Source organism: Thiomonas sp. FB-Cd (genome assembly GCF_000733775.1).
Taxonomy (GTDB): Bacteria; Pseudomonadota; Gammaproteobacteria; order Burkholderiales; family Burkholderiaceae_C; genus Thiomonas_A.
Window position 1 is genome coordinate 1,195,718 of sequence record NZ_JPOE01000002.1, and the last position, 17,690, is coordinate 1,213,407.

Here is a 17,690-nt window from a genome sequence, read left to right on the forward strand (position 1 = left end):
CCCGCTCTCCGTGGCGCGCACGAAGCCCAATCTGCCCATCACTGACATGCGCCTGAGGCTTTACGATCGCTCGGCGTCAAAACCTTGACTCAACCAGGCCGATCCAGCCCGAATCTTGACACATGCCTGTTTGCGCAAAGGCAATCGTCCTAGACATCGCAGACCGCAGCGCGCAAACCATATTTACGGATCTTTTCCACAAGCGTCGTGCGCCGCAGCCCGAGCTTGCCTGCTGCGTGAGCGATGACATCATTGCTCGCTGCAAGCGCCTGCTCAATGAAGGAGCGCTCGATGCGCTCCAGGTATGCCCTCAAATCGACCCCCTGAGAAGGCAGAACCGGAACGGACGGATCGGCCACGAGCCGCATCAGATCCTGGAGCCCGTCATCTGTATCCGTCAGGGGCTCCACTGCAGCTGTCTGGAAGTCCGCCGCTAGCATCTTTGGTGGCAGCTCACGCAGCGTCACTGTGGATCCGCCGTGCAGGATCACCAGCCGTTCCATCAGGTTATGCAACTCCCGCACATTACCCGGCCAGCGATAGGCCAGCAGCGCCTTCACAACGCCATCGCCTAACCGGACGTGGCCCAGCCCAGAGGCGTCCAACTGTCGCAACGCCTGGTAGGCAAGCAGAAGAATGTCCTCCCCTCGGTCGCGCAGGGGCGGGATGTGGATCGGCACGACATGCAGGCGGTAAAACAAGTCTTCGCGAAAGCGCCCAAGCTGAATCTGCTGCTCCAGGTCGCGGTGCGTGGCAGCAACGATGCGCGCCGGGGCCTGCAGGGTCTCAGAACCACCCACGCGCTCAAAGGTGCGCTCCTGCAGCACGCGCAGGATCTTGACCTGCAGCGGCGGCGCCATTTCTGCGATTTCGTCGAGAAACAAAGTCCCACGCCCGGCGAGCTCGAAGCGACCTTTGCGCATGCCCTGCGCCCCGGTGAACGCGCCGCGCTCGTGACCAAACAGCTCGCTTTCCATCAATTCACCGGGTATTGCACCGCAATTGACCCCGGCGAAGGGGCGCAAGGCTCGTGGGGACCACGCATGCAGCAGCCGGGCCACGAGTTCCTTGCCTGTACCGGACTCCCCCTGGATCAGCACCGTACTGTCAGCCCCCGCCACTCGCCGAATCAGCGCGCGCAGAGCCACCATGGGAGGGCTGTCGCCCAAAAGCTGGGGTTCAAGCGCAGGTCCTTCGGCAATCACAGATGGCGATGGGGCAGTCATAACCTGCACATTCTCGCACTCTGGCCGCACGCGCCGATGCGATGCGTTGCAACGCAGCAACGCAGCAGCCCTTCAACGCTGGCACGGCCAGGCCCGTGCGGTCGCTTTAGCGCGGCGGCAGATGGCGCACGTAGGCCGCACTGCGCAGCGAAGCCTCAAGCCGCTTGCCGGCGTGCTGAGCCTCGTCGCGCGTCGGGTAGTCGCCGACCCATAGCACGCTCAGTCCCCCGGGCGCCTCGGGCGCCTTGCAGGGCTTGTAGCTCGCGCGTTCGAGACGCGCTCTCAGACGTTGAAAGCGCCGCGCGTCAGCAAAAGCTCCCACCTGCACATACCATCCGGAGCGCTTGCATGTGAGCACTGCGGCAACCTCCCGATGCGCCGCAGCGTGGTGTCGCACGTCCCGCTCCTTCGCCCTGGTCAAAAGCTCGCGCTTACGCTCATGTTTTGGTGCCGGCTTCGCCACATGGATCGCCTTGCCCGATTCAGCCGCCTTGAACGCCTGGCGTTGCGCAGCACCTGCGGCATGCGTCTTCACGGGCTCGCTTATGTGGCGACTGGGCGGGGTGGGCTCCGAGGTGAAGGCTTGCGACGGCCGCGTTTGCATCTTGGCCACCGCCCCGGAAGATGCGGCAGATGCGGCGCCCTGCGGTCTCGATGCGCCCGACGCGCCCACCCCGGGCACAGGCGTCATGGCAGACGTGGACACGCTGGCAGTCATGGCCCTGGACGCCACCAAGGCTGGGGGCGTGGCCGGCACGGATGCAGCGACGGCAGGAAAAGGCCTGGACGCACTCGCGGGCGTGGGTGCAGACGTGCCCGATTGCGGCGGCTTCGGCACGGCCACTGCAACGATCACCGTCTTGGGTTTCGACGGCTGTAGCGTGCGCAGTGTGATGATGAACAGGCCTAGGAGCACCAGAACGCCGGCTACGAGTACGCCGCGATTGAGCCAGCGCAGGCGCTTATGGATCGAGTCGAGTGGATCGGTCACGAGGCAGATCGGGTCGCGGTTGAATGGGCAGGTGCGAAGGCGGGAGCGAGAGGTTGGGCGGCCGCAACACCAACGGCCCCCGTGGGCTGCTCCGGTGAGACGATGACGATGCTCACGCGGCGGTTGGCCGCGCGGCCCCCGGTCGTGCTATTCGACGCCACCGGATGGTATTGCCCGTAGCCTGCTGCGATGAGTTGCCCGGGCGGTACGCTTTGCTCAATCAACATATGCACGACGGATACGGCGCGCATTGCAGAAAGTGCCCAGTTGGACTGGAACTGTGGATTGTGAATGGGCTTGTCGTCGGTATATCCGTTGACCTGGATCTGATAAGGAAGACCGCTGAGCACCCCGGCCACTTCTTGCAGGAGACCTTGCGCCACCGGTGAAAGCTGTGCCTGGCCTGAGGCAAAAAGAAGGTTGTCGTGAATATCGATCACCACGCCAAGCGGCGTGATGCGTACCTGCACCTCACCCTTGTTGATCTGGCTGGCCAGGCGCTCGGCCATGGTCAGCGCAATGGCCTGAAGCTTCAGTTGCACCGGGTCCTGCCCCAGCGCCGTGCCGCCCTTCGGGCCATTCGCTGCGTGGGGGCGCGTGGGCATCGGGGCGATGCTCGTTGGGCGGGGTAGCGGCGGAAGGTCGATCACGCTGGGCGCGTTGGAATACGGCGCGCCGGCCTGAATCGGGTTGGGCGCGCTCGGCTGCCCAGCAAACGCCGACACAAGCGTTTGCGAAAGCACCTTGTACTTGCCCTCATTGAGCGAGGATATTGAGTACATGACCACGAAAAAAGCAAATAGCAGCGTGATGAAATCGGCATAGGAAACCAGCCACCGCTCGTGGTTCTCGTGCTCGTCCTGCCGCCGCTTACGTCCCATGATCCTGCGTTCCTGTCCTCATTGAAGAGTCACGGCCGAAGCTCCTTCCAGCCACCGTTAGCCCGCGGCGCGCTGACGAGCGACCTGCCGCCTGTGGTGGCGGAAGATGAATCGCTCCAGATCACCCTGCAGCGCGTCGTCGAGGGACTCGATGGCCATTCGATGCCACAGCACATCGCCCTCCGCCACCTCCTCCACAATTTGTCCCGGCAGCATCAGCGGCAGAGCGATGCGGTGACGCAGGTAGATACGCGCCCAGACGCGGCGACCGACGCCGACGACCTCGTCACTGCCCCAAAGCAGATGCCGCGCCGACAGCACGCACGAGCGCTCCGGAGGCATAACATTCATGCCTCGAAGCGCTGTGCTGGCCATGATGAGCAAAAGGTCGATGCGACGTTCGAGATGCTGAATCGCGTCGTTTCGACCTTGTTCAGCGTCTGCGGGGACGCGCGAATCATCAAGCATCAGCAGCGCACGCAGCAACGTTCCATTGTCAGCCATCACGTCCGCCAGGGCCGACTGCGGAGTGATCGTTTCAACCCAGTCCATCGGTAGCACGGCCTCCAGATGGACGGCGTCTGCCCTCGGCAAGAGCGATGCAACGTCGGACGGATCCAACGGTTCAGGGGGAAGGGTCTCGGACATGGCTGGGCTTCCTCGAGGGGCAGGCGGCGACAGCGTCAAGCATACCCCGCCCGCTCCATGCCGCAATCAGCGGCCGCTCACACGCGTCGCAGGCCCTCGAGCCACGAGTCGCGCAAGGCTCCGACCACGGCTGCGCAGTCGTCGATGGCCTGCACGTCGTCGAAAATGTTGGCCTGGGCCATGCGTTCGAGCAGGTAGCGGTAGATCCCACCAAGGCGGTTGCCCAAAGGTGTGGCATCCTGTCCACTGGGCACCGGAAGCGCGACGAGCAAGTGCTCGACGATTTGGTAGGCCTTGCTCAGGCTGGCGAGTTTGCGCTCCGTTGCCCCGTCTCCGATGGCCACTTTAGCTCGCCTCAGGTACTCGAGAATGCCATCGAGACCCAGTACGAGAAGCTTGTCTTCCGATACGCCCTGCTGCTCGACCTGCCTATAGGCCTGTACGGCCAAACCTGCGCTCATGAATGCCTCCTGGAAATAACGTACGTTCAACCGCTGGTAGTGGATGAACTGCTGGATGTGCCGGTGTTAAAGAAGGCCGTGAGGTACTGCCCCACGGACTGCAGTTGTGACACCTGGGTTTGCATGGCATTGAACTGCTGCTGCAACAACGTGGTTTGTGCCGCTGCGCTGCTTTGCAACTGCGTGATTTGCTGGTTGATGCTCGTAATGGTGCTGTTGAGGCCACTGGTGGCCGCTGAGACGAAACCACTCTGCGTGTTGAGTGCCTGCGTCAAGATCGTGTTCATCTGTTGGTAGAGGCCCTGGCTGACGGTGACAGTCCCAAGGTTTCCCGTGCCCTGGCCCGTCATGCTTAACTGCAATCCGAGCGCCGCACCCGACCCGGTGGCCGTGAGCTGCTGGCCCGCACCGCTACTGGTCTGCCCGTTGATCGAACCAACGACGTCCGCCCCCTTTGCCGTGAGCAATGTGGTCCCAATCCCAGTGCTCCCACTTGAGGCAGCCTGGGTCGACACCACCGTGAAGCTTTGTGCACTACCGTAGCCGGACGATTGAAATTGGAGGCTACCGTTATTGTTGACGGCTGTGATGTCGCTCAAACCTTGCTGACTCAATGTGGCATTGATGGTGGCAACAATCGCGTTGATGGTTGCCCCCGAGGCCAGTTGCACCGATACGCTGGTTGCTCCCGAGCCGAAGACCAGTGTTTCGGCGCTGCTCAGGCCGCCACTGGCAATCGCGTTGGATGCCGTGACGCTTGCCTGTGCCGCAGGTGTCGTCACGTTCACCGCATAGGTTCCCGGTTGGGTGCTATTGCCCGCGCCGACGAACTGCACGTTGGCATTCGTGGCACTGCCGACCTGCCCGAACAGGCCTGCCACGGCGTTGTAATCGCCCGATAGCGCTTGGTTTAACGTGCCCGAGTTCAGCACGAGCGTGCCGTCCTGTGCCAGGCTCAGGCCCACCGCACCCAAGGATGTATAAGAACTGCCGGGAGTCGTGCCAATACCCTGGCCGCTGATCAGATTGAGCAACTGCGTGCGTAGCGTCTGGATCCCGGCATTTCCGATCAATGGGCCGCTCTGGCCAGATGATCCGCTCGTGCCCGTTCCCCCGTTGAAGGCGGTGAGCTGATTCAGCGTGCTCATGGTCGAGTTGAATGCGGTGACAAAACTCTGCACCGAGGTCACAAATGCGCTCGAATCATTGGCCACCGTCAGCGTTGACGAACCACTTGCCTGCAGCAGGTTCAGACTCACGCCCGGGATCGCCCCACTCACGGTGTTCGTGGCACTGGTGATGGCCAAGCCGTTGATGCTGACTGAAGCGTTTTGCGCAGCCTGACTCTGGCTCATGCCGCCGGAGGTACTGGCGCTGTAACTCAAAGCAGCCAATGAACCCGTCGCACCACTGGCGCTCACCGTAAAGGCATTCGCTGCGCCGGTGTTGTTGCCCGTGAGGGTCAGGCGGTAGCCAGTGCCGTCGTAAATGACTGCGGCGTTCACCCCGCTATTGGACCCGTTGATAGCCGCGGCGATGCCATTGAGCGTGTTGTTTGCGCTGCCAACACTGATATTGGTGACGGATCCACTACCAACCTGGATTTGCAAAGTGCCCGTGCCAACTGCGGTATTGGTGGCTGACGCGAAGTCTTGTGAATACACGCTCTGCGTCTGCGCCAGAACGATGTTGCTCAGTGAATAGCTGCCCAGCGGCGCGTTCGCGCTGGCCGTGCCTGATACGGCGCTGGTGTTGCTCAGATTGACCGTGCGATTGTTCAGGCTCGTGACGTTCTGCAAGTTGCCGACTGCCGACTGCAGGCTTGAGAGGGTGTTCTGGACCGAGCCCCAAGCGCTCACGGTCGTCTGGTAGGACTGCTCCTGGTTCTGTAGCAAGGTGATGGGTTGCTGGTAAGCCGCGCTGAGCGTGGTGATCAGCGACTGCACGTTGATCCCACTAACCAAACCCGAAATGGACACCGACGACATGGTTGACTCCGAACGCGTGTGCGCTTCCTAAATGACTTAACGACGCAGCTTCGGCAAACTTGAAACCACGCAAGCCCAAACCCTTGCTCAGGCCTTCCCTTTCAGCAGCGTGCCAGGCGGCACCCCCTGAGTCGGGCCCTGCGCTGCAGCCTTTGCAACCTGCTCCGCCGGGACGTAATAGTGGACAAAAACCTGCTGTGTGACATTGTCCTTGAGCTGCACCAGCACCTGCCCCGGATGCGAGCCCCCAGGGTCGAGCCCTGCCGTCAGGGCTACCGAAGACTCCTGCGCACTGATCTGCTTTTGCACGTTGGCCACAGCCTGTGCCAGCTGTGCAGCCGGCGCCGTGTCCGGACGCGTTGCCGCGGCTGCGCCGCCAGGCGGAATTGATGCTGATCCGGGCAACGGGACGCCTGCGCCTTCCGGCGTCTTGGCCACGTTGAGCGGATCGCCACTTGGCCGCTTCTGCACGCCGCCCGCATCGGGCAATCCTGCCACACCTTGAATGTTCATGAGGCCCCCACGGAGAACCGGTTAAAACGCGAAGAACTCCCCAGACAAAACCACCGTTCAGATGGCAAAGCCCCGGGGCACTTTGCAGCGCCCCGGGGAAGTCCCTGTGAAAATTAGGACTGTGCTTACGGCAGAAGCTTCAAGTAACTTTGCTGCAGTGAGTTGGCCTGCGCCAACGTGGAGATACCGGCTTGCTGAAGAATCTGATACTTCGACAGTTGCGTCGTCGCCTGCGCGATGTTGGCGTCCTGTACCACGGACTGGGCCGCCTGCAGATTGGTCGCAGTGGTTTGCGAGTTCTGCACCGAGGCTTGAATCCGGTTCTGGATGGCACCGAGTGCCCCACCTTGCTGATTCAGGGAGTTGATGGCGTTGTCGATAATGGAAATTGCTTGGTTAGCCCCGGTAACCGTGGACACGTTGGCGGTGGAGGCCGCCTGCAAGGAACTGATCGAGCCTAGGCCGATGTTTGAGCCATTCCCCAAGGAATAACCTTGAGTCGACGCCATCTGCACAAACCCTTGCACAAGCGCAGTACCCGCGCCACTGCTGATTGCCGTGGCTGCGCCCGCGGTAAGAGTCCCCGAGCCACCAAAGCCCGAAATCAGAATGTTCTGACCCTGATTCTGCGTAAGCACCAGTTGGTTGCTGGTATTCACGCTAGCAGTCACACCAGTCTGCGCAGTGCTGTTATCGATCGCAGCAACGAGACCGCTCAAACCAGTAGCGCTGTTTGGATCGGTGACATTGGCGGAAATGGTGACTGGGTTGGTTGGTGAACCCGAGGTGCCGTTGCTCAGCGTGAAGCTGAAAGAGCCCGAGCCAACGGTAAACGCGACGCTGGTGTTGGCCGTCGCGCTAACCCCTGTATTTTGAGTCACAGCATTGACGGACGCAGCAATTGACGCCGCGGAGGCGTCCGTTGATGCGACGGAGACACTCGCGACACCCACCGAACCGGAGATCGAGACCGTGCCGCTCGTGAAATTACCGGCGCCAGTGCTAAGCGTGTAGGCGGAATCGTAGCCATTGTTGGTGGCTGAGCCACTAGCCCCTGAGTATACGGCCCCGGATGTGCCGATGGTGTTGACGCCGACTGCATTGGCTTGCGAATTTGAGATGGACACGTTGATCACTTGGTTGGCATTCGCGCCAACCTGGAACTGCTGACCCGAAAAACTGCCATCGAGGATGTTTTGCCCGTTGAATTGAGTTTGCGTGGCGATGGTCTGCACCTGCGCCAGAAGCTGCGATACAACGCCCTGCAGGGAGGATCGGTCGGACGCAGTATTGGAACCGTTGGCGGATTGGACGGCGATGGTGCGAATCTGCTGCAGAAGATTGGTTTCGTTCTGTAGCGCCCCGGTAGCGGTTTGCACGAGCGAAACGGCCTGGTTTCCATTGGACACGGCTTGGTTCAAGCCATTGATCTGGGTCTGGAAGCGTTGCGCGATGGCGTAACCGGCAGGATTGTCGGCGGGTCCGTTGATCTGCTTGCCGGTGGAGAGTTGCTGGATGTAGGTGCTCAGGCTGCTCGAAGTGCTGCCGAGGGCGTTCAGGGTGTTCAGCGCATTGACGTTGGTGTTGATAATGCCGGAGATGGCCATGATGATGCTCCAATGGATGGACATGATCCGGCTTCCGTGCCGGATGCAGGCGAAGCTGCCCGCACTCGGATTGACGACACGCTTGCAGCTAACTTTAGCCCTGCGGCGCGGACGCCGATGAAAGCTCGACGCCGGAAGGCAGAGCGGCCTCGGCTCGGCCGCGCGCAAACCAAGGCTCAACCCGCTGCAACAGCGCCTCGATCACCAACTGCGCCTCCCGAACGCCCTGAGATGACGGCGAAGGATTCGTGGCTGAGACAAGGGCGTCCTCTAAGCCAGCGCGAAATTGCTGCATCGCAGCGAAACCATAGCGAACATCTTGCTCGGCATGTGCCCGAAACGTAGAGATCTGATGTAGGACATCGGCCCAAGCTTTGTGTGCCCTTTGCCCGGTCACTGCGCCAGAAAATGCCCTCACCTCCATCCCCAATTGATTCGCGCGACGCACAGTTTTCTGCAGGTCTGCCGCCTCGGCACATAAGGGGTCGAGATCCTGCATGATGGTTTCGAGCACCTCATCGCCCACACGACCCTGCAGGTCAAGCCGCTCCAACGCTAGCCGAAAATTCAAGCCCAGCATCTGGAGCGCGTCCGCCACGCGCTCCAGATGCTGCCAGCCTGAAGGATTCTGATCGAGGTGCTGATTCGCAATTGGCATGCGAACTTCATCAATCTGCGATCTTCCTGCCAGTTCAACCTCCAAAGGCCGAAGTGTCAGCAGCGATGCTTCAAGCTTCGCCAGACGTGGCGTGAGTACGGCAAGGAGGTGGTGGGCATGCTCATTTTGCGTGCCGGACACTGCTTCTCGTTCGGCGCTTTCAGCGGCAAGGCGCTCGATCGATCGCGCGAGGCCGTCCCTCGCCTCGGCTAACGACTGACAGACGGTGCTTGCAGCAGCGTCAGCATCGCGGGCGCGGGCGCACGCGACGTCACGCTCCTGCTCGCAGTCGATGACGCGTTCGCGCAGGGTACCGATCTCCTGCCGCTGACGCTGAGTTGCGAGGCGCAAATCGTCCAGCAGTCCACGCCATTCCGGAGCCACGCCCCCCTCCCCAACGAAGGTTCCCTCAAGCACCGCCCTCATGTCCGCGCGCAGCTTGCCCAATTCGATATGCAAGGCAATGCGCAGATACATCAAGAGAAACAGCAGGAACAACGCCCCTGCTCCAAGCGCCACCATGAACAGCGTCGCACCCGGCCCGGGCGCGACGCTACCGTGCCCGATCCACCAAACGCCGGCCATCCAGGCACTACAAAGCAGCCACATCATGGTGATGGCTCTTGACGGTGACATTTTCACGAATCAGGCTCCTGTGAAGCCGCAGGCGAGGCGGTGTACGGTGCAACCTCCGGCATAAGAGGCATAAGAGACAGGCAATCGTCCCAGAGCGTGGGAAGGTGCAACAGCGCACAAACCTCGCCGTCGGCGGCCAAGGACAGCGGCAGTAGCGCCGTCATGGCACTCCACGGCGGCGGCAAACCTGGCGAGACGGTAATGCGCTGTGACTCGCCCGACGCCTCGCGGTGAAAGCCGCGCACAGCATCAACGACCAAGGCGCAGCACTCCCCCTCTAACTGACACACCAGGACGCGCGCGGCAAGCAGACCCAGGCTTGGCCGGCGGCCGAGGCAGGCGCCGAGGTCGAGCACGACCAGAGGGCGACCCTGCCAGGCCAGAAGGCCCGGATAGCAAGGGTTGCGCCCGGGCAGCGCCACGATACCGTCGGATCGGCGAATTTGCCTCACCTGCCCGCTGGCAATAGCGCACGCCTGCCCGTCCACGTCGAGCACGAGCCAATGTCCTGACTTCGAAATCACACCCAACGAATTGCGCGAACCATCCATGCCCGATGCATCAGAAACCATCCGATCGTCGACACAATTTGCCTCACCTTCGTCCGCATCAGGGGATCGCGATGGCGGCGAGGTCATCGTTGCGCCACCGGATCCCGTCTGCACCGGCTCGCAAGATAGGCCGGTGAAAGGACAAGCGCAATGTTGGGGCCGGATGTCACTTCGGACAGCACTGCTGCGGCAACGATACCGAATGCCGAGCCCACCTTCGCCGGCATAGACCAGACATGCAGAGTTCTTGTGGAAAAACAGGCTTCGACACGCATTGCGAAAACGTGTGCGTCGTCACGCAGCAGGAGGGTGCATCCCAGCGTTGCGTCTTTTGCGTCATCTGCGGTCTCAACGCTCCAGACGGCCGGTAGCCGCACGATCGGCGCAGCCCCCGCCTCTGTGAACACCAGGGCGTCGCCCCGCGGAAGCGTCAATCGGCGGCGATCTTCGGGAACGACGCCAAGAATGCTCGCCTCTGGCAACGCAAGCAGCCACTGTCCCAAGCGAACGAGGCGCACGGCCATGCTGCCATTCCACGGCTGAAAACGACCAGGATGACTCGCTTCGGGGACTAGCGCACCGGCGCTATGTTCGGCATGCGGCTCACCCATGCTCAATGGCTCAATTGGCTCAGACGGATCTGCATCTTCATTCGTAGCGTCTCGCACCCTTGTGCTGGGTGTCTCCCCGATTGCGTGCCCGCGCAATCGCTCATCACTTGGTTTGGCGACATACTCGGGACCGACCCGATCACCAGGCCTGGAGCCTGGATCGCACGGCTCCCCATCTCCATGCCCATCTGCGATCGAGCAGGCGTTGCGCCCCACCCAGGTCTCGTGCACCGCTTGCAAAGCTTGCAGGTGCTCGCGTAGCAAGTCTGGCATCTCCGCCAGGCCCTGCAAGAGCCGGTGCCAATCGGCGTTGGGCTCTGCCAACGGGTCAATGCGGGGCTGCGGCTGCGGCTGCGGCTGCGGCTGAGGCTGCGGCTGAGGCTGAGGCTGAGGCTGAGGCTGAGGCTGAGGCTGAGGCTGAGGCTGAGGCTGAGGCTGAGGCTGAGGCTGAGGCTGAGCAAGTTCAGCGCGCAGCCCGGCCACCACCGCGACCATCGTTTCCCAATGTAGTGGCCTTCCAACGCTCACCGCCAGCAGTTGCACCAGGAGCTCCTGCTCTCCCTGCCGACAGAGCCGGCAGATTGCGTCAAGTCGAAGAAAGGCAGCGCCGATGCGAATGCCGCGCAAAGCCTCGCCAGCCTGGCCGAAGGCCTGCAAGGCATCCACACCTTGCCCGGCATCAGCCACTGCCCGCTCAATCTGAACCAGGAACCGGCGTGCGTCGACGAAAAAAGCCGCCATCAATTCGGCGGGAGTTGCGTGCGCGAGACTCACTCCTGCTCCCCGACCCCAGGTCGCGGAGCACGTTGACAGGGTAGCGGCACCATGAACATGAACGCAGAAGTTCGAACAAGGGCGCCAATTCTTCAGGCGCTGCCGTCCCGGAAAATATTGATGTCACGCAGGCCCGGCGCTGCGATGGGGACGGATTTCGGTTGCTTTGCTGCGTAGAGCAAGGCATCGGCCTCGGCGAGGCTGTCGGTCACGCTTTGTCCTCGCTCCAATGCGGCGACGCCCGCAGAAAACTCGGCGTGCAAAGACTGCCCCATGATCACCAGAAGCGGCTGTCGCTGCAGCCTGCCCCGGATGCGTTCAACAGCTGCGGATGCCTGCTCAGTTGTCGCTTGCGGCAGACAAAGTACGAATTCGTCGCCGCCGTACCGGAAGGCCTTGTCGTAAGGACGCAGCTCGGCACCCAGCACACCAGCAAACGCCGCCAGGTAGCGGTCACCGACGAGGTGGCCATAACGGTCGTTGACGCGCTTGAAGCAGTCGAGGTCAATCAACACAAGGGCGCAGTCGTCGGCGTGGCGCCGCACCCTTGCCTGCTCTGCGAGCAGGCAGTGCTGCAGAGCTCGACGGCCAGGAAGGCCAGTAAGCGGATCGAGTCCAGCTTGCTGAGCAGTAAGTTCCACCTCGATTTCCGCCAAATGCTGCAGCGTCTCGAGTCCTCGTTCCACCAGCTGATCGTAAATGTGCAACGCTTCGGGCTGCGTCTTGATTGCGGCGGCCAGTCTTTCGACCAGTAATTCAATATCCACCAATGCTTCAGCGAGGTTTGTCTGTGCCAACGCGAGAGATGCCGCTTCCGCCACCCCCTGGACCGCCTGGTCTAGGTGCCGCGTGATGGCTTGCGTCGGTACAGCCGCGACGGCTTGTGCGCGTTGCCTGTAGGCGCCCTGCCGAAGACAGCGCTGCAACCATGCGGCGAACAGGTCCCGCGCCGTGCGCATGGCATCATGTCGAGCCTGGGAACCTGGCACCGCGGTGACCATTTCAAATCCCATGTTGACGCCTGAAATCGGCACGCTGGCAGCATGCTGCACCACAGATGGCAGTGACAGGGTATCGCGTAATGGTGCAGGGACGGACATGGGCGCGCCTCCTCCTAATGTGTGCCAAGCTTAAGCAAGCGCAATGCCAGCCCAAGATTCGGCATTTATTCTTCTTTTATCAATTTTTTTCACTTTTTATTCTTATCTTTTAGAGAACTTTAGATTTTTCGCCTATTCCTTTGCATTTCCCGTCAGCGCCGTCATGAATTTGACGAGCCAAATGGAAGTCGCACCTTCGATCCTCTAGGGACCGAGGGCGACCATGACCTGACCCTCGGAATCGAGGACGCCTGTGACAACCTTGCCGGATTGCACGTTGCGCGCCATGATGGTTTGGCCCTCGCGTCCGTTCTCGAGGGCCATGCCCAAAGCCACCAGTCGCACCCCCGGTCCGATCGCCACCAGAGAAACCGATTGTCCGTAATGCACAATCTGCCGCCCGGTGAGCATGTCTTGGGTAATGCTTTGACCGGCCGCCACGCTGTACTGAAGCACGCGGCCGATGGCCTGTTCGGGTTTTGTCACGGCACCAGCGGGCAACTTGGACAGGTCGCGTTGCACCACGGACAGATCGCCGATGGTCAGCACGTGCCCGGCGCCCAGCGCACGGTCAGCGATCACCGCACCCTGCGGCCACGAAACCTGCACCGGCAGATAAAGGGACCACACCTGCGGCGCTTCACATCGCACCTCAACAGTCTGTGCCCCAAATGGGTTGGCGGAGCCAAAATCCTGTGCGTGCAACTGTGTACAGCGTGGAAAATGCAGGCCAGCAGCCGGCCCCTGAATCGCGATGCGCGGTTGCTGAGCCTGCTGCGGCAAGCGACCGCGCACGAAGTCCTCCACCGTTTGGCGGATGGTCGTGGCACGCTCCCACTCCTGCGCCCCGGTCTGAGTGGCCCGGGGTGCTGCAATTACCGTGGTTGCAAGACCGAGCATCACAAGGCAGAAGATCACAACGCCGCGCACGACCGCAAGCGGGGCCGGTGGCACTGGCATCAGCCTGGGCTGCCGGAAGGGGACGTCAAATTCGTGTGGATCGTTCATCGTTTTTGGAACAGGGCTCCCAACCATCAAGATTGGATTGAGCATGAAGCAGCAAGGTCCATACCACCGTCCGCGCCGCCCGCGGCGCGGACGGCACTTCACAAAGCTTGCCGCCGGGCGGCAAGGTCTTGCCGCTTCAACGCGCCCGATGCCGCATACGCCATTGCCAATCGCTCTGTGCCGAGCATTGCTCGCTTCTGATCCCTCTCCTCGAAGAATGCGAGGATGCGACCAAAGGCTTACTGGCATGCTTCGTGCAGTAGGTTGGGCGTCCACCCGAAAAAACCACCATGATTTCTGCCCTCGACAGCACCTTCGCTCCGCTACAAAAGGCGCTCAATCTGCGCGGCTACCGCCAGCAACTTCTGGCCGCGAATATGGCCAACGCGGATACGCCAGGCTACAAAGCCGTGGATCTGGATTTCACCAAGGCCCTGCACGGTGCGCTGACCGGCCAGGGCACCACGTTGGCCCTGAAGACCGAGCAGGCCCGCCAGCTCCCCGCGACAGCTGGAAGCAATCCAGCTGCCAATTTTGTAGTCTACGAAGCCGGCAATACCGTGCGTCTCGATGGCAACTCCGTGGATATGAACCGGGAGCAGGCGGCATTTCAGAAAAACAGTATTCAGTATGAAGCCGACCTGACCTTCCTGACTGGCAAGATCAAAACCTTGACTTCGGCCATCACCGGCACTTGAACGTTCCTCGCAAGCCATGTCCCTGTTTACTGCACTTGACGTTTCCAACTCCGGCCTGAATGCCGAGAGCTACCGGCTCAATGTCGTCGCCAGCAATCTGGCCAACGCCAATGCAGCCACCAGCTCCAACGGCCAACCCTACCGCGCTCGCGAAGTGGTGTTTGCCGCGCAACCGCTCTCTGGACCCGGTATCCCTGCTGGCGTCAAGGGCGTCCAGGTCGCTGGCGTCGTGGAAAAGCCTGGCGCCATGAAATTGGTGTACGACCCGGGCAATCCGCTGGCGGATAAGCAAGGCAATGTGGCTTACCCGAACGTGAACCCCGTTGACGAGATGGTCAACATGATTTCCGCGTCGCGCGCTTACCAGGCGGACGTGAACGTGATGAACACCACCAAGAACCTGCTTCTTAAAACCCTCACCTTGGGCCAATGAGCCTGAACGCTTGAAGGACACACCATGACCACCCCTTCCATTGGCAGCAACGCCTTTCTCTCATCGCTGCAGACGAGCAGCAGCAGCGGCACCTCGGGTAGTAGCGCCAGCGGCCTGAGCGGGCTGGGGAACGTCAACACGTTCTACAACCTGCTGGTCACGCAACTGACCAACCAGGATCCCCTCAACCCGATGAGCAATTCAGACTTGTCGGCGCAGTTGGCGCAATTCAGCACCGCCAGCGGGGTGCAGTCCATGCAGCAATCCATGGCGGCGCTGACCGCGCAGATGGCGCAGTCCCAAGGTCTTCAGGCCGCTAATCTGGTCGGGCAAAACGTGGTGTTCGACAACAACTCAGTCAGTCTGGGAGCTAGCGGAGGCACAGCCGGGGGCTTTACCCTGGCCAGCGCTGCGCAAAACGTGCAGGTCCAGATTCAGAACACTGCAGGACAAGTCATCCAGACTTTGAAGCTCGGAGGCTTGCCGACCGGGGTGCAGACGTTCAATTGGAATGGAACGGATTCCACCGGCAAACCCGCTCCTGTGGGCAATTACACCTTCAGCGTTCAGGCGATGGACTCTGGCGGCCAAAGCGTGGCCGCCATTCCCTTCGGCACGGGCACGGTGCAGTCGGTCTACCTGAATGCCAGTACCGGCCCGTCACTGCAGATTCAAGGTCAGAGCGGCACGATTCCACTTTCGAGCATTCAAGGCGTGATGTAAGCGCCTGCCAAGCGTCCCGGTCCAGCACTGCATACCACCCATTCGGGGATATCGATGAGCACCTTCCAAACAGCACTCTCTGGCCTGCAAGCCGCCTCCACCGACCTGCAGGTGATGGGCAACAACATTTCCAACGCCAACACCGTGGGCTTCAAGGAGTCGAACGCCCAGTTCGCTGATGCCTACGCCTCGGCAATTGCAGGCACCGCTCCCGCTGCCGGGCAGATCGGCATTGGCACGACCGTGCAAACCGTGGCTCAACAATTCTCTCAAGGCAATATCCAGACCACCAGCAACCCGCTGGACGTTGCCATCAACGGCACGGGCTTTTTCCAGTTCAACTACAACGGCGCAACCGTCTACGGCCGCAACGGTCAGTTCCAGCTCGATCAGAACGGTTATATCGTGGATGCTGCGGGCGGCCAGCTCATCGGCACTCCTGCCGTGAGCGGCGCGCTGACGGGTGGCGCCGGTCCCTTGCGCGTCACGGCAACGATCCTGGCGCCGCAAGCGACGTCAGGTCTGAGTATCGGCCTCAATCTGGACGCCGGAGCCACGCCGATTGCCAGCGGCACAGCTGTCAACATCAATGACCCCACCACCTACAACTACTCGACAAGTACGACGGTTTATGACAGCCTTGGATCGTCCCATCTATTGACAAGCTACTACCAGCTCACCTCCGGTGCGACACCGACACCAACCTGGAATGTCTACTACTCGGTCAATGGCACAACAGCCGCGGGCGGTACCACGTCCGGGTCATTCGGAACTTTGCCGTTCACGGCCACCGGCTCCGTCAGCGGCACTGCCAGCGGCACCATTGCCGGGCTGAACTGGGCCGATGGCGCTTCGAGCAGCACGATAGCCCTCAATTTCGCCGGCTCCACCAATTTCAGCGCGCCGTCGGCGGTGACCAGCGTCACCAATAACGGCTATGGCGTGGGCCAACTCAGCAACCTGTCGATCAACCCCAGCGGAGTCGTCTATGGCGTCTACAGCAACGGCCAGTCGTCCATCCTGGGCCAGATTACGCTGACCAACTTCTCAGCGCCGCAGAACTTGCAGCGCGTTGGCAACAATTACTACGCTGCAACCTACCAGTCTGGCCAGCCGCTCACCGGGCAACCCAGTTCCACCGGGTTGGGCACGCTCCAGTCCAGCGCGGTGGAGCAATCCAACGTCAACTTGTCGACGCAACTGGTCGATCTGATCGTCGCGCAACAGGCGTACCAGGCGAATGCTCAGACCATCAAGACCCAGAATCAGGTGGTCCAGACCTTGCTTTCTTTGTAAGGCAACAGTCCCACGCGCCCAAAACGCCTTGAGCGCCCCTCATCGATTCACGACACAGCATCTGGCCTTTCGACCGGATTCAAAGCTCAAGCGAAACCTGACCCATGGATACTCTTTGGATTGCCGCCAACGGCGCTCGAGCCATCCTGCGACGACAAGACGCGGTCACGAACAATCTGGCCAATGTGAACACCACCGGCTACCGCGCAACGGAAGCCCAGTTTCGCGCCTTGCCTGTCTATGGCGAACCCTTGCCGAGCAATGCGTATGTCACGACACAAGGCAATCGCGCCGATTTCCAGGAAGGTCCGATCAATCACACCGGCCGCAATCTCGATGTCGCGATCAAGGGCCCTGGGTGGATTGCTGTGCAGGCCCAAAACGGCGATGCCGCCTACACCCGCAACGGCGACCTGCAGGTCTCCAGCAGCGGGATCCTGAGCACGAGTGACGGCAATCCGGTGCTCGGCCAGGGAGGCGCGCCGATTTCGCTGCCGCCGCTGCAATCGGTGCAGATTGGGACTGACGGCACCATATCCGGTGTACCGGTCGGTGGCCAGCCCAATGCACTGGTTGTGGTCAACCGCATCCAACTCGTCAATCCGCCTGAGACGCAAATGCAACGTGGCGCCGACGGCCTGTTCCGCGACACCAAGGGACCCGCTCAGCAGGATGGATCAGTCGAACTGGACGTGGGCGCGCTTGAAGGCAGCAACGTCAGTCCAGTGCAGGCCATGATCCAGATTCTCGACAACTCCCGCGCCTTTGAAATCCAGACCAAATTGATGCAGGCCGTGGACCAGAACGCACAAGCCGCAACGCAGTTGCTGAATGTGAGCTGACGGCGTTTTCGCCTCAATCCCACCCCTTGTCGACGCCCCTCGAAT

18 protein-coding genes are annotated in these 17,690 nt (G+C 61.4%); 5 read left to right on the plus strand and 13 right to left on the minus strand.

Annotated elements, in window-relative coordinates:
* Positions 1–149: 149 nt before the first annotated feature.
* From CD04_RS0105830 to flgA, 13 genes are all read right to left on the minus strand, one after another.
* Positions 150–1,226 carry a sigma-54-dependent Fis family transcriptional regulator gene (locus CD04_RS0105830; protein WP_081857818.1) on the minus strand — a complete coding sequence of 359 codons (1,077 nt, stop codon included), beginning with the start codon at positions 1,224–1,226 and terminating at the stop codon, positions 150–152.
* Positions 1,227–1,332: 106 nt separating this feature from the next.
* Positions 1,333–2,217 (minus strand): SPOR domain-containing protein, encoded by an 885-nt coding sequence (locus tag CD04_RS0105835; protein WP_031404956.1) that lies wholly within the window; start codon positions 2,215–2,217, stop codon positions 1,333–1,335.
* On the minus strand, positions 2,214–3,098 hold the full coding sequence (motD, locus tag CD04_RS0105840) for a flagellar motor protein MotD (RefSeq protein WP_038167515.1): 885 nt from the start codon (positions 3,096–3,098) through the stop codon (positions 2,214–2,216). Before motD ends, CD04_RS0105835 begins: the two co-directional genes overlap by 4 nt.
* A 57-nt stretch (positions 3,099–3,155) precedes the next feature.
* Positions 3,156–3,746, minus strand: a complete 591-nt coding sequence (locus CD04_RS0105845; RefSeq protein ID WP_031404960.1) for a PilZ domain-containing protein — start codon at positions 3,744–3,746, stop codon at positions 3,156–3,158.
* 77 nt (positions 3,747–3,823) lie between these two features.
* Positions 3,824–4,207 (minus strand): flagellar export chaperone FliS, encoded by a 384-nt coding sequence (fliS, locus tag CD04_RS0105850; RefSeq protein WP_031404962.1) that lies wholly within the window; start codon positions 4,205–4,207, stop codon positions 3,824–3,826.
* 26 nt (positions 4,208–4,233) lie between these two features.
* Positions 4,234–6,195 carry a flagellar filament capping protein FliD gene (gene fliD / locus CD04_RS0105855; protein WP_031404964.1) on the minus strand — a complete coding sequence of 654 codons (1,962 nt, stop codon included), beginning with the start codon at positions 6,193–6,195 and terminating at the stop codon, positions 4,234–4,236.
* Between the two features lie 87 nt (positions 6,196–6,282).
* Positions 6,283–6,708, minus strand: coding sequence for a hypothetical protein (locus CD04_RS24110; protein ID WP_197033041.1), 426 nt, complete (start codon positions 6,706–6,708; stop codon positions 6,283–6,285).
* A gap of 125 nt (positions 6,709–6,833) precedes the next feature.
* Positions 6,834–8,339 carry a flagellin gene (locus CD04_RS0105865; RefSeq protein ID WP_231480482.1) on the minus strand — a complete coding sequence of 502 codons (1,506 nt, stop codon included), beginning with the start codon at positions 8,337–8,339 and terminating at the stop codon, positions 6,834–6,836.
* 70 nt (positions 8,340–8,409) lie between these two features.
* Positions 8,410–9,615 carry a hypothetical protein gene (locus tag CD04_RS0105870; RefSeq protein WP_197033042.1) on the minus strand — a complete coding sequence of 402 codons (1,206 nt, stop codon included), beginning with the start codon at positions 9,613–9,615 and terminating at the stop codon, positions 8,410–8,412.
* Positions 9,612–10,160 carry a chemotaxis protein CheW gene (locus tag CD04_RS22495; RefSeq protein WP_231480483.1) on the minus strand — a complete coding sequence of 183 codons (549 nt, stop codon included), beginning with the start codon at positions 10,158–10,160 and terminating at the stop codon, positions 9,612–9,614. The genes CD04_RS0105870 and CD04_RS22495 overlap by 4 nt, the downstream gene beginning before the upstream one ends.
* Before the next feature lie 83 nt (positions 10,161–10,243).
* Positions 10,244–11,545 (minus strand): hypothetical protein, encoded by a 1,302-nt coding sequence (locus CD04_RS23615; protein WP_156030118.1) that lies wholly within the window; start codon positions 11,543–11,545, stop codon positions 10,244–10,246.
* 92 nt (positions 11,546–11,637) lie between these two features.
* The gene (locus CD04_RS21470) at positions 11,638–12,645 is read right to left on the minus strand and encodes a GGDEF domain-containing protein (protein WP_081857821.1); all 1,008 of its coding nucleotides are present in this window, start codon (positions 12,643–12,645) and stop codon (positions 11,638–11,640) included.
* Between the two features lie 204 nt (positions 12,646–12,849).
* Entirely contained in the window at positions 12,850–13,653 is an 804-nt protein-coding gene (flgA, locus tag CD04_RS0105895) for a flagellar basal body P-ring formation chaperone FlgA (RefSeq protein WP_051848973.1), read from the minus strand.
* Between the two features lie 290 nt (positions 13,654–13,943).
* On the opposite strand from flgA, the gene flgB reads away from it, so the two are divergent.
* The 5 genes from flgB (at position 13,944) to flgF (ending at position 17,645) form a co-directional block, all read left to right on the plus strand.
* On the plus strand, positions 13,944–14,351 hold the full coding sequence (flgB, locus tag CD04_RS0105900; RefSeq protein ID WP_031404980.1) for a flagellar basal body rod protein FlgB: 408 nt from the start codon (positions 13,944–13,946) through the stop codon (positions 14,349–14,351).
* Positions 14,352–14,367: 16 nt separating this feature from the next.
* The gene (gene flgC, locus CD04_RS0105905; RefSeq protein ID WP_031404982.1) at positions 14,368–14,784 is read left to right on the plus strand and encodes a flagellar basal body rod protein FlgC; all 417 of its coding nucleotides are present in this window, start codon (positions 14,368–14,370) and stop codon (positions 14,782–14,784) included.
* Positions 14,785–14,808: 24 nt separating this feature from the next.
* Entirely contained in the window at positions 14,809–15,507 is a 699-nt protein-coding gene (locus tag CD04_RS0105910; RefSeq protein WP_031404984.1) for a flagellar hook assembly protein FlgD, read from the plus strand.
* 54 nt (positions 15,508–15,561) lie between these two features.
* Positions 15,562–16,803, plus strand: coding sequence for a flagellar hook protein FlgE (gene flgE, locus CD04_RS0105915; protein ID WP_031404985.1), 1,242 nt, complete (start codon positions 15,562–15,564; stop codon positions 16,801–16,803).
* A 104-nt stretch (positions 16,804–16,907) separates the two neighbouring features.
* Positions 16,908–17,645 (plus strand): flagellar basal-body rod protein FlgF, encoded by a 738-nt coding sequence (flgF, locus tag CD04_RS0105920; protein ID WP_031404987.1) that lies wholly within the window; start codon positions 16,908–16,910, stop codon positions 17,643–17,645.
* Positions 17,646–17,690: the final 45 nt, after the last annotated feature.